The organism is bacterium (assembly GCA_026708055.1).
Lineage (GTDB): Bacteria > Actinomycetota > Acidimicrobiia > Acidimicrobiales > CATQHL01 > VXNF01.
The window spans coordinates 167,857-191,770 of the sequence record JAPOVS010000019.1; the positions used below are offsets into that span (position 1 = coordinate 167,857).

Annotated in this window: 21 protein-coding genes; 12 read left to right on the forward strand and 9 right to left on the reverse strand. The window is 68.7% G+C overall.

What is annotated here, in order from left to right; all coding sequences use genetic code 11:
• Window positions 1–58: 58 nt before the first annotated feature.
• A complete protein-coding gene (locus OXG55_02660) occupies window positions 59–385 on the reverse strand; it encodes a hypothetical protein (GenBank protein MCY4102158.1) in 327 nt (108 codons plus the stop codon).
• A gap of 158 nt (window positions 386–543) precedes the next feature.
• Here OXG55_02660 and OXG55_02665 point away from each other — a divergent pair, with 158 nt between their 5' ends.
• Window positions 544–831 carry a hypothetical protein gene (locus tag OXG55_02665; protein MCY4102159.1) on the forward strand — a complete coding sequence of 96 codons (288 nt, stop codon included), beginning with the start codon at window positions 544–546 and terminating at the stop codon, window positions 829–831.
• A gap of 198 nt (window positions 832–1,029) precedes the next feature.
• Here OXG55_02665 and OXG55_02670 read toward each other — a convergent pair whose 3' ends face one another.
• Window positions 1,030–1,404 (reverse strand): TIGR04255 family protein, encoded by a 375-nt coding sequence (locus OXG55_02670; GenBank protein ID MCY4102160.1) that lies wholly within the window; start codon window positions 1,402–1,404, stop codon window positions 1,030–1,032.
• A gap of 280 nt (window positions 1,405–1,684) precedes the next feature.
• Here OXG55_02670 and OXG55_02675 point away from each other — a divergent pair, with 280 nt between their 5' ends.
• The 6 genes from OXG55_02675 (at window position 1,685) to OXG55_02700 (ending at window position 7,313) form a co-directional block, all read left to right on the forward strand.
• The gene (locus OXG55_02675) at window positions 1,685–1,918 is read left to right on the forward strand and encodes a ChpI protein (GenBank protein MCY4102161.1); all 234 of its coding nucleotides are present in this window, start codon (window positions 1,685–1,687) and stop codon (window positions 1,916–1,918) included.
• Window positions 1,919–1,933: 15 nt separating this feature from the next.
• A complete protein-coding gene (locus OXG55_02680; protein ID MCY4102162.1) occupies window positions 1,934–2,281 on the forward strand; it encodes a type II toxin-antitoxin system PemK/MazF family toxin in 348 nt (115 codons plus the stop codon).
• Window positions 2,282–2,331: 50 nt separating this feature from the next.
• On the forward strand, window positions 2,332–5,097 hold the full coding sequence (locus OXG55_02685; GenBank protein ID MCY4102163.1) for a DUF1156 domain-containing protein: 2,766 nt from the start codon (window positions 2,332–2,334) through the stop codon (window positions 5,095–5,097).
• Window positions 5,098–5,252: 155 nt separating this feature from the next.
• Window positions 5,253–5,492 (forward strand): hypothetical protein, encoded by a 240-nt coding sequence (locus OXG55_02690; GenBank protein MCY4102164.1) that lies wholly within the window; start codon window positions 5,253–5,255, stop codon window positions 5,490–5,492.
• A complete protein-coding gene (locus tag OXG55_02695) occupies window positions 5,479–5,817 on the forward strand; it encodes a type II toxin-antitoxin system PemK/MazF family toxin (GenBank protein MCY4102165.1) in 339 nt (112 codons plus the stop codon). Before OXG55_02690 ends, OXG55_02695 begins: the two co-directional genes overlap by 14 nt.
• Before the next feature lie 815 nt (window positions 5,818–6,632).
• The gene (locus OXG55_02700) at window positions 6,633–7,313 is read left to right on the forward strand and encodes a DUF4143 domain-containing protein (protein ID MCY4102166.1); all 681 of its coding nucleotides are present in this window, start codon (window positions 6,633–6,635) and stop codon (window positions 7,311–7,313) included.
• Window positions 7,314–7,433: 120 nt separating this feature from the next.
• Here the strand turns inward: OXG55_02700 and OXG55_02705 are convergent, their stop codons facing one another.
• Window positions 7,434–7,844: a PIN domain-containing protein gene (locus OXG55_02705; GenBank protein ID MCY4102167.1), complete on the reverse strand. Its 411-nt coding sequence runs from the start codon at window positions 7,842–7,844 to the stop codon at window positions 7,434–7,436.
• Window positions 7,841–8,086 (reverse strand): hypothetical protein, encoded by a 246-nt coding sequence (locus tag OXG55_02710; GenBank protein ID MCY4102168.1) that lies wholly within the window; start codon window positions 8,084–8,086, stop codon window positions 7,841–7,843. Before OXG55_02710 ends, OXG55_02705 begins: the two co-directional genes overlap by 4 nt.
• Window positions 8,087–8,159: 73 nt before the next feature.
• On the opposite strand from OXG55_02710, the gene OXG55_02715 reads away from it, so the two are divergent.
• The 5 genes from OXG55_02715 (at window position 8,160) to OXG55_02735 (ending at window position 16,150) form a co-directional block, all read left to right on the forward strand.
• Window positions 8,160–11,129 (forward strand): DUF1156 domain-containing protein, encoded by a 2,970-nt coding sequence (locus OXG55_02715; GenBank protein ID MCY4102169.1) that lies wholly within the window; start codon window positions 8,160–8,162, stop codon window positions 11,127–11,129.
• Window positions 11,130–11,324: 195 nt separating this feature from the next.
• Window positions 11,325–14,651 carry a Swt1 family HEPN domain-containing protein gene (locus OXG55_02720; GenBank protein ID MCY4102170.1) on the forward strand — a complete coding sequence of 1,109 codons (3,327 nt, stop codon included), beginning with the start codon at window positions 11,325–11,327 and terminating at the stop codon, window positions 14,649–14,651.
• Window positions 14,652–14,720: 69 nt separating this feature from the next.
• Complete coding sequence (locus OXG55_02725; GenBank protein ID MCY4102171.1) at window positions 14,721–15,050, forward strand: hypothetical protein; 330 nt, start codon at window positions 14,721–14,723, stop codon at window positions 15,048–15,050.
• A 17-nt stretch (window positions 15,051–15,067) separates the two neighbouring features.
• Window positions 15,068–15,559 carry a DUF454 family protein gene (locus OXG55_02730; GenBank protein ID MCY4102172.1) on the forward strand — a complete coding sequence of 164 codons (492 nt, stop codon included), beginning with the start codon at window positions 15,068–15,070 and terminating at the stop codon, window positions 15,557–15,559.
• Window positions 15,560–15,622: 63 nt separating this feature from the next.
• On the forward strand, window positions 15,623–16,150 hold the full coding sequence (locus OXG55_02735; GenBank protein MCY4102173.1) for an 8-oxo-dGTP diphosphatase: 528 nt from the start codon (window positions 15,623–15,625) through the stop codon (window positions 16,148–16,150).
• Between the two features lie 202 nt (window positions 16,151–16,352).
• Here the strand turns inward: OXG55_02735 and OXG55_02740 are convergent, their stop codons facing one another.
• The 5 genes from OXG55_02740 to OXG55_02760 are packed head-to-tail and all read right to left on the reverse strand — an operon-like array spanning window position 16,353 to window position 23,909.
• Window positions 16,353–18,020: a hydantoinase B/oxoprolinase family protein gene (locus OXG55_02740; protein MCY4102174.1), complete on the reverse strand. Its 1,668-nt coding sequence runs from the start codon at window positions 18,018–18,020 to the stop codon at window positions 16,353–16,355.
• A gap of 42 nt (window positions 18,021–18,062) precedes the next feature.
• Window positions 18,063–20,135: a hydantoinase/oxoprolinase family protein gene (locus tag OXG55_02745; GenBank protein MCY4102175.1), complete on the reverse strand. Its 2,073-nt coding sequence runs from the start codon at window positions 20,133–20,135 to the stop codon at window positions 18,063–18,065.
• Window positions 20,132–21,970 carry an ABC transporter ATP-binding protein gene (locus tag OXG55_02750; protein MCY4102176.1) on the reverse strand — a complete coding sequence of 613 codons (1,839 nt, stop codon included), beginning with the start codon at window positions 21,968–21,970 and terminating at the stop codon, window positions 20,132–20,134. Before OXG55_02750 ends, OXG55_02745 begins: the two co-directional genes overlap by 4 nt.
• Window positions 21,967–22,887, reverse strand: coding sequence for an ABC transporter permease (locus OXG55_02755; protein MCY4102177.1), 921 nt, complete (start codon window positions 22,885–22,887; stop codon window positions 21,967–21,969). The genes OXG55_02750 and OXG55_02755 overlap by 4 nt, the downstream gene beginning before the upstream one ends.
• Window positions 22,887–23,909 (reverse strand): ABC transporter permease, encoded by a 1,023-nt coding sequence (locus OXG55_02760; GenBank protein MCY4102178.1) that lies wholly within the window; start codon window positions 23,907–23,909, stop codon window positions 22,887–22,889. Before OXG55_02760 ends, OXG55_02755 begins: the two co-directional genes overlap by 1 nt.
• Window positions 23,910–23,914 lie beyond the last annotated feature (5 nt).

Sequence of the window (23,914 nt, forward strand, 5' to 3'; positions counted from 1 at the left end):
CCGCTTCGGGCGGTTGCGGTCGTCTCGGTCTCGTGGCCGGACGGGTCCACGATCAGGACTAGGGCTGGCCCGCTGGGAGGATCTCGACCTCGATTTCGAAACCCCCGGTCATCCATTCAATCTGTACGCCGCCGTCCGGCGTGGGAACGACACAGGGGCTCGGTCCGTTGGGGAAGATCTCGTTGAGCGCGTCGACGGCTCGCTTCACAGCACTCTCGTGAATGGGGCGTTCGCCGTAGCCGTTCCAGTCCTCCCCCAAGGACAGGAAGCCGAGCATCCGGTCGAGTGTCGGCCGGAACCACTGTTGCCTGAAGAGAGCAGCTGACACCTGCAGGGTCAACTCCCGCCGTTCCGGTCCGAGCACGGACCCAGCCACGGGTGTCATGGTTTCTGAGACGCCCGCTCGTGCGGAGGCGACCCATGATCGCTGTCGAGGCGCGCTCTCGCTCAGCAGGTCTTGCTCGACTGCGCTCATATGGTTCGTCCCCAGCGATTGTGTGCCTCTGCTGTCGTGATGCATGTGAAACCTCTCACGATCCACTCGTGAGCGAGGTCCATGAAGTCGAGCGCGCCGTCGAGGTCGGGCGAACTCGCTCGGCCCCGCGAGACCAGGTTGAGGCCGGTGATCCGCCGCCCATCACCGGACTGCCGGACTGCCCCTCGATGGCGAGCCATCCGCGCCCGTTGGGAAGCTCGAAGCGCGTGAAGAACCCGGCCCCGCTTGGCGTTGGCAGGAATTCGTCGCTCATCGATCCCGTCCACGGCGCGACGATCGTCGACATGCCGTCTGGCGAGTCGTGGCTGTCCTCTACCTCCGGTCGGTTGACATAGAGGACTTCGCTGATCGAGGGTGGGGGCAGAGTCAGGTCGAGGTGCTCGACGACGCGCGATAGACGCTTCCAGGCCTCGACTAGTGTCCTGAGCCGGAAGTTCGGCGGAGGTATCTGGTGAGGTTAGCAAGCCTTTCAACAGCGGTTTCGCGCCAAGGCGAACGGTTGAGGCCACGCCATATCCTCATGAACTTGGAACTCAGGACACTAGGAACGCTCGGATGGTTGCGTAGCGCGGGTAAGGGGTGTCCATTGGGAGCTTCCGCCAGTTGACGACGAGCCGATCTTGCTGGAGTTGCAGGAGTTGGCTTCCTTCCTTGTTCTGAAGCCACAGGCGAGGCGTCTCCGTCTCGTCGCTCAGCTTGAGTGCCACCGCCGGGCGATCGGGTTCGACGGCAATCGGTGCCAGCGTCGGCCGCTCGGACACGTTCGGCAGCATGTCTTGCCAAGGCTCGGCGATCTGGGCGAGGTCGACCGAGCGGTAGCCGATGGCTGACTCGAATTGGATCGCCAGAGCCACCTCGACCACCGGCGGCCGGTCGTAGGCAGGGAGTTGGCCTTCAGGCGGCCGCACCGTTCACCGCGTGAGTTGACCGCATGACAGTTCTGAGACTAGCCGGAACGCCGCCCGGAGCAGCGGACGGCGACCGGCGGGCGGGCCGAACGCGGACTCCGTATCTGACTCGAGAGGAGAAACTGGTGCCGCTGGGTCGCGTGGGCACCGCCCGCAAGCCCGAGTACGACCGCCGCCTCTCCTGGGACGCCTACTGGAACCTCGCAGCGCCCCCGCGGTGAGTGACTCGAAGTTGCCTCCCCGCCTCAGCACCTCAGTATTACCGAGTTATACTGACCTCGTGAAGGTCGCCGTCTCGATCCCCGATCCCCTGTTCCGCCGTGCGGAACGATTGGCGCGCCGGCGGATGATGTCGCGCTCGCAGCTGTACGCGTTGGCGCTGGAACAGATCGTGGGTTTCGAAGGCGACAGCGAGATCACCCAGCAACTCAACGCCGTGTATGAAGGCCACGACTCCCGACTGGATTCCGGTCTGGCGGCAGCGCAGGCCGAAGCCATGCGCGAGCAGTGGTGAGTGGGCTCGAGGGTGCTGAGACGCGGCGACATCCACTGGGTGAACCTGCGAGAACCGGTGGGATCCGAGCCGGGCTACCGCCGCCCGGTTCTGATCGTCTCCGCGGAAGCCTTCAACGAGAGCAGAATCAACACGGTGGTTGCGCTGGCGATCTCGTCCAACCTGGGCCTCGCCGACGCGCCGGGCAACGTGGAAGTGCTTTCGGCCGAGTCCGGGCTGGATCGCGACTCGGTCGTGAACGTCTCGCAGATCGTGACTCTCGACAAGGCCCAAGTGCGAGAGCGGGTCGGAAGCGCGGGCGTCGAGTTGATGCGCCGGGTTGATGCCGGCCTGCGCCTCGTCCTGCAACTCGACGCGGGCTGACAGCGAGGAGGCGTGGACTCGCCAGAGGTCAGTTGCGGGAAGGAACGCCCGTGACTGAGCCGCGGCGGAAGCTGATCGAGGTGGCGTTGCCGCTGGACGCCATCAACGCGGCCGCGTCGGCGGAGAAGACGATCTTTCATGCGCACCCGTCGACACTGCACATCTGGTGGGCGCGGCGCCCGTTGGCGGCGGCGCGGGCGGTGCTGTTCGCCTCTCTGGTGGACGACCCGTCGGCGCACCCCGACAGGTTCCCGACCACCGAGGCGCAGGCCGCCGAGCGCCAACGCCTCTTCGGGATCATCGAGCGTCTGGTGCCGTGGAAGAACAGCGACGACGCCGGAGTGCTGGCCGAGGCGCGGGCGGAGATCGCTGCGAGTTGCGGCGGTGACCTGCCCGCGGTGCTCGACCCGTTCGCGGGCGGCGGGTCGATCCCGCTGGAGGCGCAGCGCCTGGGGTTGGCGGCGCACGCCTCTGATCTGAATCCCGTGGCGGTGCTGATCAACAAGGCTCAGGTTGAGATCCCGCCGCGGTTCGCCGACCGCCCGCCGGTTCATCCGGACCAGGAGGGTGCCGCGCAGCTGCGGGGCTGGACCGGCGCGCAGGGCCTCGCCGCCGATGTGCGCTACTACGCCGGTGGTTTGGCCGCGGAGGCCGAGCGCCGCATCGGCGGTCTGTACCCGAAGGTCGTGCTGCCGCCCGAGCACGGAGGTGGCGAGGCCAAGGTGATCGCCTGGCTGTGGGCGCGCACGGTGCGTTCGGCTGATCCGGCTTGGCGTGGGCACGTGCCGCTGGTGCGAAGCTTCGTGCTGAGCAGCAAGAAGAGCAGTCGGGCGTGGCTGGAGCCTTCGGTGGACCGAGACTCGAGGACGGTCCGTTTCGCGGTCCGAAGAGGCGACGAGGGTGACCTGCCCGCGGGTACCCTCACCCGTAGAGGTGCCCGCTGTCTGGCCACTGGTGCGGCACTGCCGTTTGACTACCTCCGGGCTGAAGGTCGCGCGGGCCGCATGGGCCACTCACTCTTGGCCATCGTCTCCGGGGGCGACCGGAGGCGGGTCTACCTCCCCGCAAGCGCGGTGCACGAGGAGAGTGCTCTCGTCGATCCGCCTCTCGACGTTCCGACGGAGCGGCTGCCCGAGAAGGCTCTGGGATTCCGGGTCCAGCAGTACGGCATGACCCGTTGGGCCGACCTTTTCACGCCCCGGCAGTTGACGGTGCTGGACACGTTGTGTGACCTGGTTGTCGAGGCGCGTGAGCGGGTTTGGGCCGACGCCGCAGCAGCGGGGTGGGATGACGATCAGATGCCGCTGGCCAATGGCGGCAGCGGCGCTGCGGCGTACGCCGAGGCGGTCTCGCTGTACCTGGCGTTCGTGGTGATGAGGGTGGCCGACCGAGGCTCGTCGCTGGCGTTCTGGCAGCCTGGCCGCGAGACGGTCGCCAACACGTTCACGCGTCAGGCGCTGGCGATGGTGTGGGACTTCGCCGAGGCGAACCCGTTCAGCGGCTCCTCGGGCAGCCTTGAGACGGCCACAACCTGGGTGGCCAACGCACTGGCCGCGCTCCCCGCCGGCGGGGCGGGCGCCGCCACGCAGGCCGACGCGGCAAAGATCGCCTCGCCGCGGCTGGCGCTGATCTCCACCGATCCGCCCTACTACGACAACGTGCCGTACGCCGATCTGTCGGATTTCTTCTATGTGTGGCTGCGCCGCTGCCTGGGGTCGGTGTACCCGGAGGTGTGCGCGACGCTGCTGGTGCCGAAGGCGCAGGAGTTGGTGGCCACGCCGTACCGCTTCGACGGCGACAGGAATCAGGCCGAGGAGTTCTTCGAGTCCGGGCTGAACCGGGTCTTCGAGCGGCTGAGGGATGTTCAGGACGAGCGGTTCCCCATGACCGTGTACTACGCGTTCAAGCAGGCCGAGACCACCGAGGGCGGTGTGGCGTCGACGGGGTGGGAGACGATGCTTCAGAGCCTCATCGACTCGGGCATGGTGATCACCGCCACCTGGCCGATGCGAACCGAGCGCTCGAATCGACCGCGTGCCATGGGGGCGAACGCCCTGGCGTCCTCGATCGTGCTGGTGTGTCGCCGGCGCTCGGTGTCGGCCCCGCTGGCGACTCGGCGCGAGTTCCTGCGCGCCCTTGAGGCCGAGGTGCCTGAGGCGCTGCGGCTGTTGCGTGAGGGCGGCGTCGCACCGGTGGACATGGCGCAGGCGGCCATCGGACCCGGCATGGCGGTGTTCTCCCGCTACGCCCGGGTGATGGAGGCCAGCGGCGAGACGATGCGGGTTCGCACCGCGTTGGAGCTGATCAACGAGACGCTCGACGAGGTGGCCGAGGGCATCGACGCCGACTTCGACTACGACACCCGCTGGGCGATCAGCTGGTTCTCCGAGTACGGCTTCGAGGAAGGGGAGTTCGGCCGCGCCGAACTGCTGTCGAAGTCCCGCAACACCTCCGTGGCCGGCCTCGTCGACGCAGGGATCGTCGAATCCGGTGCCGGCAAGGTCCGCCTGCTGCGCCGCGACGAACTGGACCCCGACTGGGACCCCACCACCGACGGCCGATTCACCGTCTGGGAGGTCGCCCACCACCTCATCCACCGCGTCCACGAACAAGGCGAGCAAGAGGCTGCAGCTCTCCTCGGTGCCGTCGGCGGCCACGGCGAGGCCGCCAAGGAACTCGCCTACCGCCTCTACCTCATCTGCGAGCGCAAGGGCTGGGCCACCGAGGCCCTCGACTACAACAGCCTCGTGACCTCCTGGCCCGAACTAACCAAACTCGCCGCCAGTGCACCGTCGACCCAGGTCAGCCTCCTGTAGCCAGTGAAGTGGTGCGGTGCAGGTGGCGGGCCGATGTCGGGTTCGCACCGCGCCGCATCGAGCGACTGCGCCACCGGCCGAAATCGTTGAGCGGCCACTGCTGGCGCTGGGGCGCTGCTTGAGCAGGTTCTGTCTACATTACGTAGACTTTCCCTATGGCGAACACAACGACCATCAGAGTTGATCTCGGTACCCATGAGAGACTTGTCGAACTCAGCCGGGCAGCGGACACCTCGCTGATCCAGACGGTCCGCGACGCGGCCGAGGCGCTGCGCCGCGAGCGGTACGCACGCCGGGTCCGCGCTGAGTTCGCCGCCCTGCGGGCGGACCCGCAGGCTTGGCAGCAGTATCTCGCCGATGCGGAACTCACAGCCGTCACAGATGGCGTCGATTGACGAACTCTGGTCCGTCGACTTCGGTCCCTCGTATCCGGCAGAGCCCGCATTCCGGCGTCCCGCCGTTGTGGTCGGTCCTCCCGACTCGTTCGGCCGGGAGTTCCCGGTGGCGATCGTCGTGCCTCTGACCACCGCACGACGCGATCTCTCGTGCCACGTCGAGGTGGAGGCAACGCCGGCCAACGGCTTGGCCGAGACGAGCTATGCCCAGTGCGAACTCGTTCGATCCGTCAACCGGGACCGTCTGGTCCGCCGCCTCGGGGTGATCGATTACGTGAACGGCCGCCGGATATCCGACGTGCTGAGGATGCTGCTCGACCACTGAGCACGTCGCCGGCGCCTTCTACGGGCCCGGCGTCCAGTCACCGCCCCAACGCGAGAGGTGCGCCTGGACGAAGACGCTCAGCGGCCTGTCCGTTCCTCGTGGATGTCCTCGCGGGTCCAGCCGCGGCCCGTGTCCCCACTGGCGGTGCCGGCGTCGTCTCACGATTGTGTGTAGGAAATAGTCGACAAATGTGTGTAAGAAGTAACCAACATAATTGTAGAAGAGGCATCTCGGTCCGCTAATCTGGCTGGATCGAGAACTACATCGCCCGCATCGCTGACCGCGCCCTGGCCTCGGATCTGGGCGGATGGCCTGCCATCCTGCTCACCGGACCCAGGGCGGTCGGCAAGACCACATCTGCCCAGCGGCTGGCCGGGTCGGTCCTCCAACTGGACCGGCCCGAAGAGCGCAGCCTCGTTCTCGAGGACCCGGACGCGGCGATATCTGTCGGTCCCTTCCCGCTGCTGCTCGACGAGTGGCAGCACACGCCGGACGTCCTGGGTGCCGTCAAGCGGGCGGTTGACGCCGACGGCGGACCGGGGCGCTTCATCATCACGGGCTCAGCGAGGAACGACCTCATCGCCAGCTCGTGGCCCGGCACGGGCCGCTTCCTGGACATCCAACTGTGGCCGCTAACCGGCCGGGAGCGCTTCGGTGATGCGACCGCGCCGTCGCTCTTCGACCGTTGGGACACCCCAGCGCGGTTCACGGTCCCGACGGATCCGCCCGACATTCTGGGTTACCTGCGGATCGCACTGGCCGGCGGCTTCCCCGCTGCGGTCGCCTCGGCCGATGCCGACCGGCGGGCCCGCTGGATGCGAAGCTATGTGCGGGTTGCGTCGACCCGCGACCTCGGTGAGTTTGATAGCGGCAACGGTCGTCCCCGCAGCCCGGAGCGGATGCGCCGCTACCTGCAGGCGTGCGCGTTGCATTCTGCCGGCGTTGTGGCTGACTCGACCCTCGCAGAGTCCGCACGCCTGGACCGGAAGACGGCCGCCGGCTATCACGAGATCCTCAGCGTCCTGCGTCTCATAGACGACACGCCGGCTTGGCGTTCGAACCGCCTGAAGCGTCTCACGGCCACCCCCAAGCGTTACCTCACCGACGCGGGACTCGCCGCCTGGCTGGCCGGGGTCGACTTCGACGCCGCGAGACACAACCCGGACGCGCGGGGTCGCATCATCGACACCTACGTGGCAGCCCAGCTCCGGGTGGAGGCCGAGGCATCTGTCCGGCCGGTGCAACTCCATCACCTGCGCGCTCAGCGCGGCGAGCACGAGATCGACCTGATCGCCGAATTCGGCTTCAGGGTCGCCGCGTTCGAGGTGAAGAGGGCCAGCGCCCCGACCCGCAAGGACGCACGGCACATCATCTGGCTGCGAGATCAGATGCCCCCCGAACAGTTCGCTGGCGGCGTCATCTTCCACACGGGTCGTCACCGCCGCCAAATCGCCGAAAAGATCGAGGCTGTCCCGATCGCAGCCCTGTGGGGTTGACAGACTCCAATCGCTTCCGCTCCGGACGCTCAGCGGCCTGTCCGTTCCTCGTAGATGTCTTCGCGGCTCCAGCCGCGGCCCCTGTGCCCGCAGGCGGCGCCGGCGCCGACGCGTCGCGGCTCAGCCGATGCCCGAGAAGGGGTTGACGATCTGGACGTCTCGGATGGTCTGGCCGTCGTTGAGATCCTCGGTGAGGAGACGGTCACTGCCGGCTGCGGCGGCCGCTTCGACGATCAGGGCGTCCCAGATCGAGAGCCTTGCGGTGAGGGCGGTATCGGTTGCGCGCAGGACCAGCCGGTGGTCGATGGGCACGACGCGGAGCGTGGCCATTTGGCGCACGCCCTCGCGTGCGGCCCGCGGATCCAGGCTGAGTTTCCTGGTGACCACCCAGAAGAACTCCGAGAGTACCTGGGTGGAGATGACGACCTCCTCGGGTTGCTCCGTGAGCACTGCGCGAGCGATGCGCTGCTTCTCGGCGTCGGCGTGGTCGTAGAGATAAACGAACACGTTCGTGTCGACGAAGACGCTCAGCTTGCTGTCCGTTCTTCGTAGATGTCCTCGCGAGTCCAGCCGCGGCCCCTGTCCCCACTGGTGACACCGGCGTCGTCGGCGAGCGCGATGAGGGTCCGCACGGTGGCATCCTGCTGCGAGGTCCCGGTGAAGGACACCAAGAAGTCGCGGACGGCGGCGTTCACCGACGTGCCGGACTCGAGAGCCCGGATCCGAGCGCGACGCAACAACTCGTCATCGATCGCGAGTGTTAGATTCGCCACGTAATCAGTGTAACACGTAACCCGTGTAACCGACTGCGTGGAGCGATCGACGTGCCGAGATCGTCATTCGCCGGTGCCCGACATCTGTGCCATCGCCGGGACGCGCCGCTGGGTCGAGCAGCTGTCGTACCTCGCGTGTAGACCTGCGGCTGTGGAGTCGTCGCGTTCGAAGCCGTCGGGGCGCAAGCTCATCGAGGTCGCGCTGCCGCTGGAGGCTGTGAACGCCGCCGGGCGGGCTGAGAAGGCGGTGCCCAAGAAGGGACACCCAGCGACGATGCACCTGTGGTGGTCCCGCAAGCCGCTTGGCGTCGCGCGGGCCGTGCTGTTCGCCTCGCTCGTGGATGACCCGTCTGCCCGGCCGGATCGATTTCCCACCGAGGCCGACCAGAATGCCGAGCGCCGGAGATTGATGGAGTTGATCGAGGGGCTCTGCCGATGGGAGCGCAGCGGCGACGTTGCTCTGCTAGCTGCTGCGCAGCACCGAATCGTCACCTCCGCGGGCGACGATGTGCCGAGAATCCTGGACCCCTTCTGCGGTGGCGGAGCGATCTCGACGGAGGCGCTCAGGCTGGGTTTGGACACGCTTGCCATCGACCTGAACCCCGTCGCCGGCCTTGTGAGTGCGGCCACCTTGTCGATTGCCCAGAGGTTCGCCGGGCAGCCTGCTGTCAACTCCGGTCTCTTCGGAGGAAGCGATGGGCTGAGGGGAATTGCGTCTGATATTGCTTTCTACGGGGAAGCCGTTGAAGCCGAGTGTCAGCGGCGTCTCGCTCAAGCCTTCGAGGCGGCCGTGAGTCCGCTGTCGCCGAGCGGGCGCACGGTGGCGATCTCTTACCTGTGGGCGCGGACGATTGCCTGCGGCAACCCAGGCTGCCGTCGCACCACACCGCTGCTGTCCACATGGTGGTTGTCCAAGAAACGGACGAACCGCTGGCATGCCCGCCCGGTGATCGACAGTGACCGCTTCGACTTCGAAGTGATGCCAGGGCCGCCGCCCGCCGGTGTCGTTGATCTCAAGGTCGGACGGGGCGCCAACTTCCTGTGCATCTTCTGCAACACGGTGAACGACGCCGACGCGGTGCGCGACTGGGGGTGGGAGTTTGGCTTCGGGCTGCGTCTGGTGGCTGTGCAAGCTTTCGCCAACCCAGAGCGGCCGCGGGGCGGACGCGGGTGGCTGGCACCCGACGCCGCGAGCCAACAGGCAGGCCTCGCAGGTGGCGATACCAGGTACCCGGAGGCCGTTGAGGCGGCACTGCGCCGAGAACTGCCAGCCGAATGCGGGAATGTCACGGCGTTCGGGCTGCGCACATTCGGCGACCTCCTCTCGCCTCGCCAGCGCCGCACGATGGCCACGTTCAGCGAGGTGATCAACGGAATCACTTCCGTGGTGCACCGCGACGCCGTCGGGGCGGGAATGCCGGACGCCGAACTCGGCCTCGAGCAGGGTGGCAGTGGTGCACGCGCCTACGCCGAGGCCATCACCACGTACCTGGCTCTCGCGCTGTCCCGGATGGCCAACCGTACGACGACGATGACGACCCACAACCGGGCCAACGGGTCGGTCGAGCAGTCGTTCATCCGACCCGCCTACGGGTTCTACGGTGAGTTCCCCGAGGCCAATCCCTTCTCGGGGTCGACGGGCTCGTGGGCCGGCGGTCTCGACTACGTTGTCAAGGCGGTCGAGGCCCTCCCTGCGCCGACGAGCGTTGCCGGTCTGGGATCGATCTCGTCCCCTCCTAGCGGCGAGCCATCCAGCGACATCCTTCGGGAGCTGGCGTGCGTCGGGCGAGCCGAAGTTCGATGCGCCTCGATGCTCACCGCTCTCGACGGTGACAGGGGGGTGGTCTGTACGGATCCGCCCTACTACGACATGTTCGACTACGCCTCGCTGTCGAATCTGTTTCTTGTGTGGCTCAGAGCGACGCTCGGTGACGTGTGGCCCGACACGCTGGGACCACTCCTGGCCCCGAGCGATGAGCAGATCGTCTCCAATTCAGCAAGGTTCGAGGGAGACAGGGCGGCCGCGCACTCCCACTTCGAGACGCTGCTACGCCGGGCCTTCGAGCACATGCGGGAAGTCCACGACCCTCGTTATCCGCTCACCGTCTACTACGGATACCAGCAGGTGGAGAAGAAGGCGAAGAAGACGAACGCCAGGGCTCCCGGCACGGCGTGGGAGGCGCTGTTGGAGAGTCTCATCGCTGCCGACTTGCAAATCACCGCAACGTGGCCCTTGCGGACTGAGCGCCCTGAAGGCGTAAAGAAGGGCACCAAGTCTCTGGCGTCCTCGGTGCTCCTGGTCTGCCGCCCGAAGGCCGGGGACGGTTCCGCCCAGTCCGTGACGACAGTCCGTGAGCTACGTCGCGAGTTGCAGGCCGAGCTTCCCGGTGCCATACGGCTGCTGCAGCAGGGCAACATCGCCCCGCTGGATCTTGTCCAGGCTGCTGTCGGGCCCGGGATGGCGGTGTACACGCGCTACGAGCGGGTGCTGGCCGCCGATGGATCGCACCTGGGTGTCCGAGAGGCCCTGGCGCTCATCAATGAGGTTCTCGACGAGACACTGACCGGTACCGGCGCCGAACTCGACGCTGACACCCGCTGGGCACTGACCTGGTTCGACGAACACGGCTTCAACGAGGGCCCGTTCGGCCGCGCCGAGCAGTTGTCCAAGGCCCGGAACACGTCTGTGGCCGGACTGGTTGAGGCTGGAGTCGCTGTGGCTGTCGGCGATCGGGTTCGCCTACGAGATCGCGACGAACTCGAGGAAGGGTGGGATCCCACCACAGATAGGCGCCCCACCGTGTGGGAAGCCACGCAACACCTGCTACGAACACTCCTCGACAGCGGCGAGCCGGCCGCGGCCAGGCTGCTGAGTCGCCTCGAAGCGGACACGGCGGACGCGGCCCGCGACTTGGCCTACCGACTGTTCCAAATCTGCACTCGGCGGAACCGGTCCGCGGAAGCCGCTGTCTACAACGGCCTCGTCACCTCTTGGCCCGAACTGACCCGCCTCGCCGCTACGGGCGAACAGCTTCTGTCCTAAGCCCACCACGCCACGGGACGCCCCCCACATGCAAGGGGGAGTTGGTCACAGAGACTCTCCAGTTCGCGGCGTTCTGGACCTCACGAACTCCGAGGGTCTACAGGGAGATGTGCCCTGATGCTTGCTACGTTTGTTCGCCGTGACGCTGGGAGTTGCGGTCTGCCTCGGTCGTGAGGCCGCGGGAGGAGTGATCTCTTGGCGCTGAGCAATCATGAGCGGATCGGTAAGGCGATCGCCCTGTTAGGCGACGGCTTGGCTCCGTTCGTGGCGCGCGAGTGCGAGGCGGAGTTCGGCCCCAACTGGCCGGCGGCCGTGCAGCGCGTCGACACTCGGGGCGGCAAGCCCAGGCAAGTCAACCCAAAGGATCCGCAGTTCCTGCTCAAGGTGCTCTGGGACGAATGGAACGCGATCTTCTCCCGGAAGCTGTCGCGAGCCGACCGCAGCTACATCGCAGAACTGCAGGTTGTGCGTAACTCATGGGCTCACAACGAGAGTTTTTCCACAGATGATGCTCTCCGGGGACTAGACACGGCACAGCGCCTGCTGGAGTCCGCTGCTGCTGGTGCCCAGGCCAACGAAATCGGTGGCCTCCATCAGGAGTTGCTGCGCCTGAAGTTCGAGGAGCAGAGCCGCAGCGCCCGGCGCAGCAGGGCGCAGCGCACCGAGGCCGGCGTGGAGGCGGGGCTGCCTTCCTGGCGGGAGGTGATCGAGCCGCACGACGACGTCACCTCGGGGCGCTTCGAGATGGCCCAGTACGCTGCCGACCTGCACCAGGTGTGGCGCGGCGCGGCGGCGGCCGAGTACGGCGACCCGACCGAGTTCTACCGGCGCACCTTCATCACCGAGGGACTCGGCAAGCTGATCACGGGAGCGGTCGAGCGATTCGCGGGTGCCGGCGGCGACCCCGTCGTGAAGTTGCAGACCAACTTCGGCGGGGGGAAAACGCACGCCCTCATCGCTTTGTACCACCTCGCCGGCGCCGAGCGGGCGGCCGACATCCCGGGGGTGGAAGACCTTCTGACCGGCGGCGGATCGAGCCTCCCCGGAACCGGAGTGCGCCGAGCGGTCCTCGTGGGCCATCAACTGGAGCCGAGCACTATCTCCCGAAAGCCCGACGGGACCGAGATTCGCACCATGTGGGGTGAACTTGCCTGGCAACTTGGTGGATCTGATGCATATTCGCTGATCGCTGAGGCAGACCGGTCCGCCACCAGCCCCGGCGCCGCCCTCGGCGAAGTGTTGCGGGCCCACGCGCCGTGCCTGATCCTGATCGACGAGTGGGTGGCCTACGCTCGGCAGCTCTATGGGCAGCAGGGTCTGCCGGCCGGGACCTTCGACGCCCACTTCAGCTTCGCGCAGGCGCTTGCCGACGCCGTCGCTGCCACACCGCGGGCGCTCCTGGTAGCCACGATCCCCGCCTCGCAGATCGAGGTCGGCGGTGAGGGAGGGCAAGCCGCGCTAACCCGCCTGGAGAATCTGTTCGGGCGCGTGGAGGCCAACTGGCGCACTGCCTCGACGGAGGAGAGCTTCGAGATCGTCCGGCGCCGGCTGTTCAAGCCGCTCAGCGCCGCCGCGGCCCGCAGGCGGGAGGCGGTGGCGGCGGCATTTGCGGAGCTCTACAGGGCCAACAGCGGCGAGTTCCCGTCCGAGTGCCGGGAGGGCGACTACCAGCGCCGGATGGTCGCGGCCTACCCGGTTCACCCGGAGTTGTTCGACCGGCTCTTTGGCGATTGGTCGAACCTGGAACGCTTCCAGTGCACCCGCGGTGTTCTGCGCCTGATGGCCAGAGTTATCCACAGTCTGTGGATGAACGAGGACGCCAATTTGCTGATCATGCCGGGCACGATCCCCGTCGACGATGCCGAAGTTGCCGCCGAAATAACCCGCTACCTGGACGATGGCTGGCGGCCGGTGCTGGAGGTGGACGTGGACGGGCCCAAGGCCTTGTCGTGGCGTCTGGACGCCGAGAACGCCCCGCTGGGCCGTTACTCAGCGGCGCGGCGGGTGGCCCGCACGGTGTACTTCGGTTCCGCGCCCAGCCAGCAGGCTGCCAACAAGGGCCTGGACGACCGTTCGATCAAGCTCGGTTGTGTCCAGCCGGGGGAGCGCCCGGCCACTTTCGGTGACGCCCTCCGGCGACTCTCGGACCGGGCCACGTACCTGTACCGCGACGCCTCCCGCTACTGGTACGCGCTGGCGCCGACGGTCACTCGCATAGCCCAGGATCGGGCCGCCGAACTCAAGTCTCTCGACGTTGACGAGGCGATCCGCCGACGCCTGGGCGCGGAGGCCGCTCGTAGGGGCGACTTCGCAGCTGTGCATCCCTGTGCCCGCTCGCCTGGCGAGGTGCCCGACGAGGACACGGTCCGGCTGGTGATCATCGATCCCGGCTTCGAGCACGACCGCAGCAGCGAGTCGAGTCGGGCTCAAGACTTCGCCGCCACGGTTCTGAACGAGCGCTCGGGCGGGGCGCGGCGCCACCGCAACATGGTGGTGTTCCTGGCGCCCGACAGTGCCCGGCTCGCGGAGTTGCGCCAGGCGGCCCGCCAGTGGCTTGCATGGGACTCCATACGCCGCGACGGCGAGACCCTGAACCTGGACGCTTTCCAGACCCGCCAGGCTGACACGAAGGCGGACGAGTTCGACGAGACGGTAGACCAGCGCATTGCCGAGACCTACCAGTGGGTGCTCAACCCCGACCAGCCCGAGAACGACCCGACGGGGCCGATGACCTGGGACACGTTCCGGCTGCCGAGTCCTGGTGTGGGGCGCGCCGGAGCCAGTTCGGAGTCGCTGGCCGAACGGGTCTCCCGCAAGTTGATCGCCGACGAGGGCCTAGTGCCCGCATATTCCGGACCCCGGCTGCGGCTGGACATCGACCGGGTGCCGTTGTGGCGGGGGGACCACGTCAGCGTGGCACAACTGTGGGACGACTTCACGCAGTACCTGTACCTGCCCCGGCTTCGGGATCGGTCGGTGCTGGATGAGGCGGTGCGCGACGGCGTGGCCTCGCTGACTTGGCGGGCCGATGGCTTCGCCTATGCCGACACCCACAGCGCTGACACTGCTGGCGGGGAGAGCGGTCGCTACGTCGGTCTGCGGGCGGGCGAGGCCCTCGCCGCCCTGGCTCCGAGCGGCTTGGTGGTCCGTCCCGACGTGGCCGCCGAGCAACTGGCCGCCGACCGGGCCGAGACCGCCGACGGCCCTGAGGAATCCGGCGAGGCTGGCGGCGGCGATCCTGACTCACCGCGTGGTGACGAGCCTGTTGCCGAACCCGCCGGTCCCGCCCTGCCCACTCGCTACTGGGGCCGGGTCACGTTGGACTCGCTGCGCTGGACCCGGGCGGCCGCCGACATCGCCGACGCCATCGTCAACCAGTTGGCCCGCGCCGACGGTGCCACCGTCGAGATCACCATCGAGGTCGAGGGCACCGCCCCGGCGGGTTTCGACGAGGCCACTCAGCGCACCGTCAGCGAGAACGCCGCCACACTGAAGTTCACGACCGGCGAGTTCGAGGACTGAGCCGAGCTCCCGCCTGCCGGGGCGGGCACCGGAGGCGAGGCCGACGCCTAGGCTGGGCGGGATCCCGCTATGACGTCTGGTACCGCTCCCGCCGAAGCCCCCTCGCGACAGGTCGCTGAACGCCGTTTCAGCCAATCCATGATCGTCTCGGGCACCCGCTGCCTGCTGGCGTATGTCGTGTTCCCCTACGTGTTCCCGCTGCTCGGGGTCGCAGACGTCGTGGGCCCGGCGGTCGGCGTTGCGATCGGTGTGGTGGCGATCGTGTTCAACGCTCTGAGCATCCGGCGCTTCTGGCGGGGGAACCACCGGCTCAAGTGGCCCCTGAGCGTCGTCAACCTCGCCGTGATGGGGCTGATGTTCTACCTGGCCGTCGGCGACGTCGCCGAACTCGCCGGCTGAGTCGGGAGAGCCCGGACATGGCGGGGCGGGACGAGTCGAACGGCGGCCCCGAGGTGCCGCCGGCCCGGAATCCGGCCCACGGGGAACCTCCCGCCATGGCCCGCAGCAAGCTGATCCGGGGCGTCTGGATCGCGACGGGTCTGGTGCTCGTGGGCATCGGCGGAGTCGGCATCGTCGTGCCGGGTCTGCCCTCCACGATCTTCTTCATCCTGGCGGCAGCTGCCTTCTCCAGGTCGAGTGCCCGCCTTGAGCGCTGGCTCCTGAACCTGCCCGCGGTCGGTCCGCTGGTGCGGGACTACCGGGCAGGGCTGGGCATGCGCCGCCGCGCCAAGATCCTGGCTGTGTCCATGATCGTGATCGCGGTGGGCATCAGCACCGGCCTGGCGATCCAGAGCTGGACGCCACGGGCCATCGTCCTGGCCGCCGGTGCGGTGGGCGTGGCCTACGTCAGCTGGCGGGTTCCGACCCGCGAGACCCTGGACCGGATCGCCGCCCAGGGTGCCGGCTAGCGCCCAGGACCGGTACCGCCGCCGCTCGGCGGGCAGCGGGTGGCGGTTCGCTACCGTGAGACTGTGACCCTCACGCCGATCGTCGGCACGCTCGGCTACCTGTGGGACCGAGCCGGCGACACGGTGCTGATGGTGCAACGAGATGCACGTCCCGGCGACGACCACTTCGGCAAGGTCAACGGCCTCGGGGGCAAGCTCGAGGCCGGCGAGCACGTCGTCGAGTGCATGCGCCGCGAGCTGCGCGAGGAGGCCGGCCTGGAGGTCACCTCGCTGCGGCTGCGCGGCACGATCTCCTGGACCGACTTCGGTCCCCGGGATGAGGACTGGCTGGGGTTCGTCTTCCTGGCCGACGCCTGGCGCGGCGAGCCCCCGGCGCACAACGACGAGGGAGGCCTGATCTGGGTGCCTCGCACCCGCCTTTTCGCCGCCTGCGCCCCCGACCCCGCCGCCCGGCAGGCCGCAGGCCTCGAGCTCTGGGACGGCGACCGCCACTTCCTGCCGCTGGTCTTCGACGACGACCCGCGCCCGTTCCACGGCACGATGCCCTACGCCGGCGACCGGGCCGTGGGCTGGACCTACGAGCGCCTCTGACCCAAGACCTCCCCGGACCGGCCGCAGGGGCAGATGTTGCTCATGTGGTCGCGACGTTGCCATCCCAGAGCCGCGTCGACGCTCGCAACCACATCTCCGGCCGGGATCTGCCCCACAACCAGCGGTCGGCAACAACTGCTGCGCGGCACGGTCTGGCCCATCGAACCGGTCGCACACTCCCGCGGGACCCGGGCTCGGGCGGTCACGCCATAGCGAAATCGTGGAACCGGTGGGCGGTGTCCGCCGACACCATTCCGTTGCGCACATCGCTGGCGATCACCCCGTGCGGCCGGGCCGCAGGTGACCCGTAGCCTCCGCCGCCGGCGTTGAACATCTCGACGATCGAACCGGGCGCAACCAATGTCGTGGAGTTGGGTGCGGGTTCGTACGGTTCGCCGCCCGGGGGCGTGATGACCATGCGGTTCGGCGCCCCCCGCTCGCCGCCGAAGAGGCCGTAGGGCTCGTCGCTGCCGTCGCCGAAGCACGTGACCACGGTCTCGGCCTCCATGAGATAGGCCACCTTGATGCCGAATCCGCCTCGCCACTCACCCGGACCGGCGGAGTCCTCCCAGTACTCGTGGCTCAGCAGGGTGATCGGCATACCCCCCTCGAAGACCTCGTAGTCGTCGAAGGCGAAGCCGCCCCCGCAGGTCAGGATGCCGATGCAGTCCTGCCCGTCGCCGCCGGCGACGCCGCCCGCGCCGCACTTGTTCGAGAGCAGCGGCACGGCCAGGAACTCCCTGCCCGTCGCCGGGTCGGTGCCGTAGAGGCTGACGTTGAGCCCCCTGCCCCAGCCGGCGCACACCCGGTCGGGCGCGGCCGGGGCGAGGGCCTTCATCACGGTCTCGGCGATCACGTCGTTCATGACGAAGTTGCCCAGCACGCTCGGTGCCGGGAACGCCGCATGCAGGAACGTCCCCTCGGCCAACACCACCTCGATGCAGCGCTCGACGCCGCCGTTGTGGGGGATGTCGGGGTCGATGATCATCAGGAACGTGGAGGTGGCGGCCGCGTACGACGTGCCGTGGACCCCGTTGTAGTAGCGGTCCACCTGCGCGTCGGAGTCGCTGAAGTCCAGCACCACCCGGCCGCCGCCGACGGTGGCGACCAAGCGGCAGACCAGCCGGTCAGGACCGACTCCGGCGGGCAGGTCCCAGGTGGCCTCGGCGGTGTAGGTGCCGGGGATCATGCGCTCGATCTCGGCTCGCGCCCGCTCCTCGCTGAAGTCCAGCAGGGCGTCGAGATGTGCCATGGCGACGTCGATGCCGTAGCGGGCGCACAACTCCCACAGCGCCCGCTCGCCGACCCCGGTGGCGCCCATGAGGGCACGCAGGTCGCCGCCCACCAGTTCGGGGAAGCGGCTGTTGGCCATGAGCACGTTCCAGACGTCTCGCCGGAGTGTCCCGCCGTCGAACACCCGCAGCGGTGGGATGCGGATGGTCTCCTGCCAGACGTCGGTGGCCTGCGGGTCGTAGCCACCCGCCGACCTGCCCCCGAGGTCGGCGAGGTGCCCCTTGGTGGCCGTCCAGAAGCGCAGATCGCCGTCGATGAACACCGGACGGAACACGCCCGTGTCCTGGGCCTGGTTGTTGCCCCGGAACGTGTCGTTGTGCACGAAGACGTCGCCGGGACGGATGGGGCCGCCCACCTGCTCGACGAGGTGTCCCAGCATCTCGGAGAACCCGTACGCCATCAGCGGGAGCCCCTCGTTCTGGGCGAGGATCCGGTGGTCGGCGTCGAGGACCGCCGCGGTGAAGTCCCGCACCTGGAGAAGCTGGGAGCGGGACGTGCGCTCGATGACCCGGGTCATGTCCCGGGTGGCGGCCTCGATCTTCTTGCCGAGCACCGCCACCAGGATCGGGTCGATCATCACTGCTCGCCCGCGGCGCCCGGGAGGTCGGTGCTCATGCGCTCAGTCCTTGGCCTCGAGCAGGAAGTGCCCGTAGCCGTCGCAGGACAGGTCGAAGTGCACGTCCACGACGACGTTCGTGTCGGGCAGTTCCACGATGCAGGGGCCCTCGATGCGCATGCCGGGCAGCACGGCGGTGCCGTCGTAGACGGGCACCTCCACGACGCCGCCGTCCCGGAAGTAGGTGCTGCGGTTGCCCTTGAACGCCCCCGAGGCGTCGGCGCCGCCCAGCGGCTCGACCCGGGGTTCGGTGGTCCAGGCGTGGCCGATGCTCGTGACCCGCAGGTTCACGACCTCCACCGGGTCGGCCTCGGTGGCGTAGGAGTAGATCTCCTCGTGCCGCTCGTGGAACTTCTGGTGAATCGACGGCATGGTTGGCTCGTCGAGGGCCGCCCGCTCCACGGGCATCTCCACCTCGTGGATCTGGCCGTGGTAGCGGAGGTCCATCTTCAGGACGTGGCTCATCTCCGCCGCCTCGACGCCCTCGGCGTCCAGCAGCTCCTCGCCCTCGCCGCACATCTCGGCATAGGCGGCCCGAATGGTCTCGACGTCGGCGACCGCCAGCATGGCCTCGTAGGTGCGGACGAAGTCGTGGCGGTAGTCGGTGGTCAGCATGCCGAAGGCGCTGAAGACGCTGGCGTCGCGGGGGACCATGACCCGGCGGATCCCGATGTCGCGGGCGATCGGGCACACGTGGACGGCCCCGGCGCCCCCGGCGACCAGCAGCGTGAAACGCCTCGGGTCGTAGCCGCGCTGGACCGACACCTCCCCGATGGCGGCGGCCATCTTGGCGTTGATGACGTCGTAGACGCCGGCGGCCGCCTCCAGGTCCGAAGTCCCGAGAGCGTCGGCGACCTGGGCGCGCACCGCCTGCCGGGCCAGGTCGCCGTCGAGGGCCATCCGCCCGCCCAGGAAGTAGTCCGGCGAGATGTAGCCGAGGACCACGTCGGCGTCGGTGACCGTGGCGAAGTCTCCGCCCCGCCGGTAGCAGGCCGGTCCCGGGTGGGATCCGGCGCTGGCGGGGCCCACCTCCAGCAACCCGGCCTCGTCGACGCGGGCGATGCTGCCGCCGCCCGCCCCCACGGTGTGGATGTCGAGCATCGGCAGCATGAGCCGGTAGCGGGCCACCGAGCCCTCCCGTGTCACCAGCGAGGCGCCCTCCTCGATCAGGCACACGTCGCAGCTCGTGCCGCCCATGTCCATGACGATGAGGTTGGCATTGCCCTGCATCCGGCTGAAGGCGGTGCCGCCGGCCACGGCCCCGGCCGGTCCCGACAGCAGGGTGTGCGCCGCCTCGCGGGCCGCCGCCACCTCCGGCGACATCAGCCCGCCGTTGGACTTCATCACCCGCAGCGCGCCGCCGAACCCGCGCCGACCGAGCTCGGCCAGCAGATGCCGGAGGTAGGTGGCCAGGATCGGCCCCACGGCGGCGTTGATCGCCGTGGTCGAGATCCGCTCGTAGAACCGCCGCTCGGAGAGGACGGCGTGCGACAGCGAGACGTGCACCTCGGGCCATTCGGCGGCGATCACCTCCGCCGCCTGCGCCTCGTGGGCCGGGTTCCGGTAGGCGTGCAGGAAGCACACCGCGACCGACTCCACGTCCTCGGCGCGCAGCTCCGCCACCGCCTCCCGCAGGTGGTCCTCGTCGAGGGGCTCGACGACGCTCCCGGCGGCGTCGACCCGCTCGCGCACGCCGAGGCGCAGGTAGCGGGGAACCAGCGGCGGCGGCGGCGTGTACTTGTTGTCGTAGAGGCGCTCGCGGATGCCCCGGCGCATCTCCAGGGCGTCCCGGAACCCGAAGGTGGTGATCAACCCGGTCCGGGCGATCCGGCCGGTGAGGATGGCGTTGGTGGCGACCGTCGTGCCGTGCACGATCACCTCGATCGCCTCGTAGAACCCCTCCGGCGACAGCCCCAGCCGGTCGGCGAGGTCGTCGAGGCCGGCACACACGTCGGTGGACGGGTCGTCGCCGACGTTGGGGACCTTGGTGGCGGTCATCGTGCCGTCGTCGCTCACGCACACCAGGTCGGTGAACGTGCCCCCGACGTCGACGCCCACATGGAAGACGTTCGTCATCGTCCCTCCTCTCGGGTGGTCGGAGTCGCGACGAGCACATCGGAGCGGTAGCAGGCCGCGTGCCGCTGCGCCGACAGTTCCACGAGAGGTGGGTACGTTACCCCACACTCCGGGGTGGCGATCGGGCAGCGCGGGTGCAGGTGGCACCCTTCGGGAAGGTGGATCGGGCTGGGGATCTCGGCCTCCAGCCGGAAGTCCGGCAGCGCCGCCGCCGGGTCGGGGTACAGCACCGACGACAGCAGGGCCTTGCTGTAGGGATGCCGCTGCTCGGCGAACAGCTCCGCCGTCGGCGCTGCCTCGACGATCTTCCCCAGGTACATCACCGCGATCCGCGAGCAGACGCTGCGCACCGCGGTCAGGTCATGGGAGATGAACAGGTAGGCCATGCCGAGCTGGTCGCTGATCTCGTTCAGCAGGTCGATGATCTCGGCCCTGATGGCGATGTCCAGCTGCGACGTGGGCTCGTCCAGGACGACGAGGTCGGGCTCGGTGCCGATCGCCCGGGCGATGCCGGCGCGCTGCGCCTGCCCGGCGCTGAGCTGGTGGGGGAACTTGTCGCCGTCGGCCTCGCTGAGGTGCACCATCGCCAGGACCTCACGCACCCGCTCGTTCCGCTCGCGGCGTCCCATGCCGCCCACCCGCAGCGGCTCGTCGATGTTGCGCGCCACCGAGGTCGACGGGTTGAGCGAGGCGTGCGGCTCCTGGAAGACCATCTGGATGCGGCTCCGCAGCGGGCGCATGTCCGCCTCGGACATCTCCGAGATTCGCTCGCCGGCGAAGTCGATGGAGCCGCCGGTCGGCTCGATCAGGCGCAGCACCAGGCGGCCCACCGTCGTCTTGCCCGAGCCACTCTCGCCGACCAGGCCGAGCGCCTCCCCGCGGCCGACCTCGAAGCTGACGCCGTTCACGGCGTGCACCCTGAGGTGGCGGGCGCCCCGCACCGGGAAGTGCTTGACGAGGTCCCGCACCGCCAGCAGCGGCTCGGCGGCCGGATCCTCGGCGGTGGGGGCGGCGGCCGCCGGGGCGCTCTCGCCGACCGCCGACGTCATCACCCTCCCCAGCAGGTCGCGGCTGTAAGCCTCGCTCGGCCGATCGAAGAACCTCACCACCGGCGTGTGCTCCACGAGGGACCCGTCGCGCATGACCGCCAGGTCGTCGCAGTACTGGGCGACGATGCCCAGGTCCCGCGTCACGATCATCGTGGCCGACCCCAGGTCCGCCAGCAGTCGCCGCAGGAGGTTGAGCACCTGGCGCTGCACCGTGACGTCGAGGCCGGCGGTGGGCTCGTCGGCGATGATCACGTCGGGCGAGTGCAGCAGCGCCATGGCGATCAGCACCCGCTGGGCCATGCCCACGCTGAGTTCGTGGGGGTGGGCGTCCTTGCGCCGTTCGGGATCGGGGATGCCCACCGATTCCAGAGCCTCGACGGCGCGCACCGTAGCCTCGGGCGCCGTCACCTTCTCATGCGCTGTGATCGCCCGGCCGAGCTGGTCGCCGATCGTGGTCAGCGGATCCAGCGAGGCGCCGGGATTGGAGCCGATGATGGCGATCCTCCGGCCCCGCACCCGGCGGAGGGAGCGCTCGTCGAGTGAGAGCAGATCCTCGCCGTCGAGGAGCACCTCCCCGCCTGTGACCTTGCCGGGGAAGCGCACCTGGTTGACGAGCGAATGCACCAGCACGGACTTGCCGCAGCCGGTCTCGCCGACGAGGCCCAGCATCCGGCCCTTGTGCAGGTCGAGGGACACGTCGCGCACCGCCTCGACCTCGCCGGCGTGGGTGAAGAACGTCGTCGAGACGCCGCCGGCGGAGAGGACGACGCCGTTGCCGCTGCTCATCGTCGCTCCAGCGGGTTGATGGCCTGCCCCATGACCTCGCCCAGGAAGGCGAAGCCCAGGATCGTCCCGCCGAGCGCCAGGCCCGGGAACACCGAGGGCCACCACTCGCCGGTGATGATGTGGCGGCCGCCGGAGGCCACCATCAAGCCCCACTCGGGCGTGGGCGCGGCCACCCCGGCACCGACGAAGCTCAGGCCGGCGGTCAGGAGGATGGCGAACCCGAGCGTCACCGAGGCCTGCACGAACGCCGGCGAGATCACGTTGGGCATCACGTTTCCGAAGGCGACGCGCAGAGGTGTCCCACCGGCGCAGCGGGCGGCCTCCACGAACGGCATGCGCCGCAGTCCCAGGATCTGTCCCCGGATCAGCCGGGCGAAGATGGGCGCGTTGACGAAGGCGATGGCGATGCCCACGTTCAGGGCGCCCGAGCCGGCGGCGGCCACGAGCACGAGGGCGAGCACGAAGACGGGGAACGCCTGGAAGATGTCCAGGATGCGCATGATGACTTCGGACACGGCGCCGCCGAGGCCGCGCCGCTCGCCGAAGTAGCCGGCGATCACGCCGAGGATCACCCCGATGGCCATGGAGGCGGCGGTGGCCGCGAAGGCCACGGGTATGTCGGTGCGGGTGGCGGCGATGACCCGCGAGAACACGTCCAGGCCAGTGGCGTCGGTGCCGAACCAGTGGGCACTGCTGGGCGGTTCCAGGATGAGCCCCGGGAACGTCTTCTCGGGGTCGTACGGGATGATCCACGGGGCGATGATCGTCACGATCAGAACGCCGGACACCATCACGAGACCGAAGATCCCGGCGGGACGGCTCAAGACGAACCGCAGGTAGTACCTGAACGGGCTCTCGCGCCGGCCGGTCAGGGGCGCCGGTCCCGCCGTGGTCTCGATGGGCTCGATGGGGTCCATCAGGCTGCCCTGATCCGCGGGTCGACCAGGTAGTGGACGACGTCCACGAGCAGGAAGATGAAGATCGACACCACTGTGGCGACCAGCACGAAGCCCTGGATGGCGTTGAAGTCCGAGTTGGAGATTGCGAGCACCGCGTACTGGCCCAGCCCGCCCCACGAGAAGATCGTCTCCACCAGGACGGCGCCGCCGATCACGAAGCCGTAGGTGATGCCCGCCAGCGTGATGACCGGCGGCAGTGAGTTCTTGAATGCAATCCACAGCTGCGTGCGCTCGCCCACGCCGGCGGACTTGACCTGCTGGACGAACTCGGAGTCCAGGTTCTTGGTGACGTTGGCCCGGGTCATCTTCAGGATCGGCGCCCCGTAGACGAACACCAGCGTGATGACCGGCAGAACGAGGTGTACCACGGCGTCGCGTAATCGCCCCCAGTCGGCGGCGATGATGCTGTCGATGGTGTAGAGACCGGTCACGTCCTCGGGAGGCCCCATCGCCAGATCCACCCGGCCGAGTGGCGCCGGCGCCCAGCCCATCTTGAAGAAGAACACGAACAGCAGCAGCTGGGCCAACCAGAAGTCCGGCATGGAGCCGGCGAACAGGCCGTAGGTGAAGACGCTGCGGTTCACAGCGCGGCTGTACCAGCGCTTGGCCATCCGGGCCGTGAACACCCCGAGCGGCACCAGCACCACCAGCGCCGCCAACAGCGAGATGGTGATCAACTCGAGGGTGGCGGGTATGCGGTCGGCCAGGTCGGTCGTCACCGCGTTGCCGGTGACGTTGGACCGGCCCAGGTCGCCCCGGAACAGGTCCCGGATCCAGATGCCGTACTGCACCGGCACCGGGTCGTTGAGGTGCAGGCGCTCCCGCAGGGCCTCGATCTGCTCGGGTCCGGCGGTCGAGCCGAGCTGCGACACGGCGGGGTCGCCCGGCAACTGCCGCACCAGGGCGAAGATCACGACCGACGCCCCGAAGAGTTGGACGACCGAGAGCGCCAGCCGCTTCGCGATCAGTCGGCCGAGCATCGTGA

Coding starts and splice junctions, on each gene's coding strand:
- OXG55_02660 (MCY4102158.1), bottom strand. CDS start 385: ATGACACCCGTGGCTGGGTCCGTGCTCGGACCGGAACGGCGGGAGTTG.
- OXG55_02690 (MCY4102164.1), top strand. CDS start 5,253: ATGGCGAACACAACGACCATCAGAGTTGATCTCGGTACCCATGAGAGA.
- OXG55_02695 (MCY4102165.1), top strand. CDS start 5,479: ATGGCGTCGATTGACGAACTCTGGTCCGTCGACTTCGGTCCCTCGTAT.
- OXG55_02700 (MCY4102166.1), top strand. CDS start 6,633: ATGCGAAGCTATGTGCGGGTTGCGTCGACCCGCGACCTCGGTGAGTTT.
- OXG55_02725 (MCY4102171.1), top strand. CDS start 14,721: ATGACGTCTGGTACCGCTCCCGCCGAAGCCCCCTCGCGACAGGTCGCT.
- OXG55_02730 (MCY4102172.1), top strand. CDS start 15,068: ATGGCGGGGCGGGACGAGTCGAACGGCGGCCCCGAGGTGCCGCCGGCC.
- OXG55_02740 (MCY4102174.1), bottom strand. CDS start 18,020: ATGATCGACCCGATCCTGGTGGCGGTGCTCGGCAAGAAGATCGAGGCC.
- OXG55_02745 (MCY4102175.1), bottom strand. CDS start 20,135: ATGACGAACGTCTTCCATGTGGGCGTCGACGTCGGGGGCACGTTCACC.
- OXG55_02750 (MCY4102176.1), bottom strand. CDS start 21,970: ATGAGCAGCGGCAACGGCGTCGTCCTCTCCGCCGGCGGCGTCTCGACG.
- OXG55_02755 (MCY4102177.1), bottom strand. CDS start 22,887: ATGGACCCCATCGAGCCCATCGAGACCACGGCGGGACCGGCGCCCCTG.
- OXG55_02760 (MCY4102178.1), bottom strand. CDS start 23,909: ATGCTCGGCCGACTGATCGCGAAGCGGCTGGCGCTCTCGGTCGTCCAA.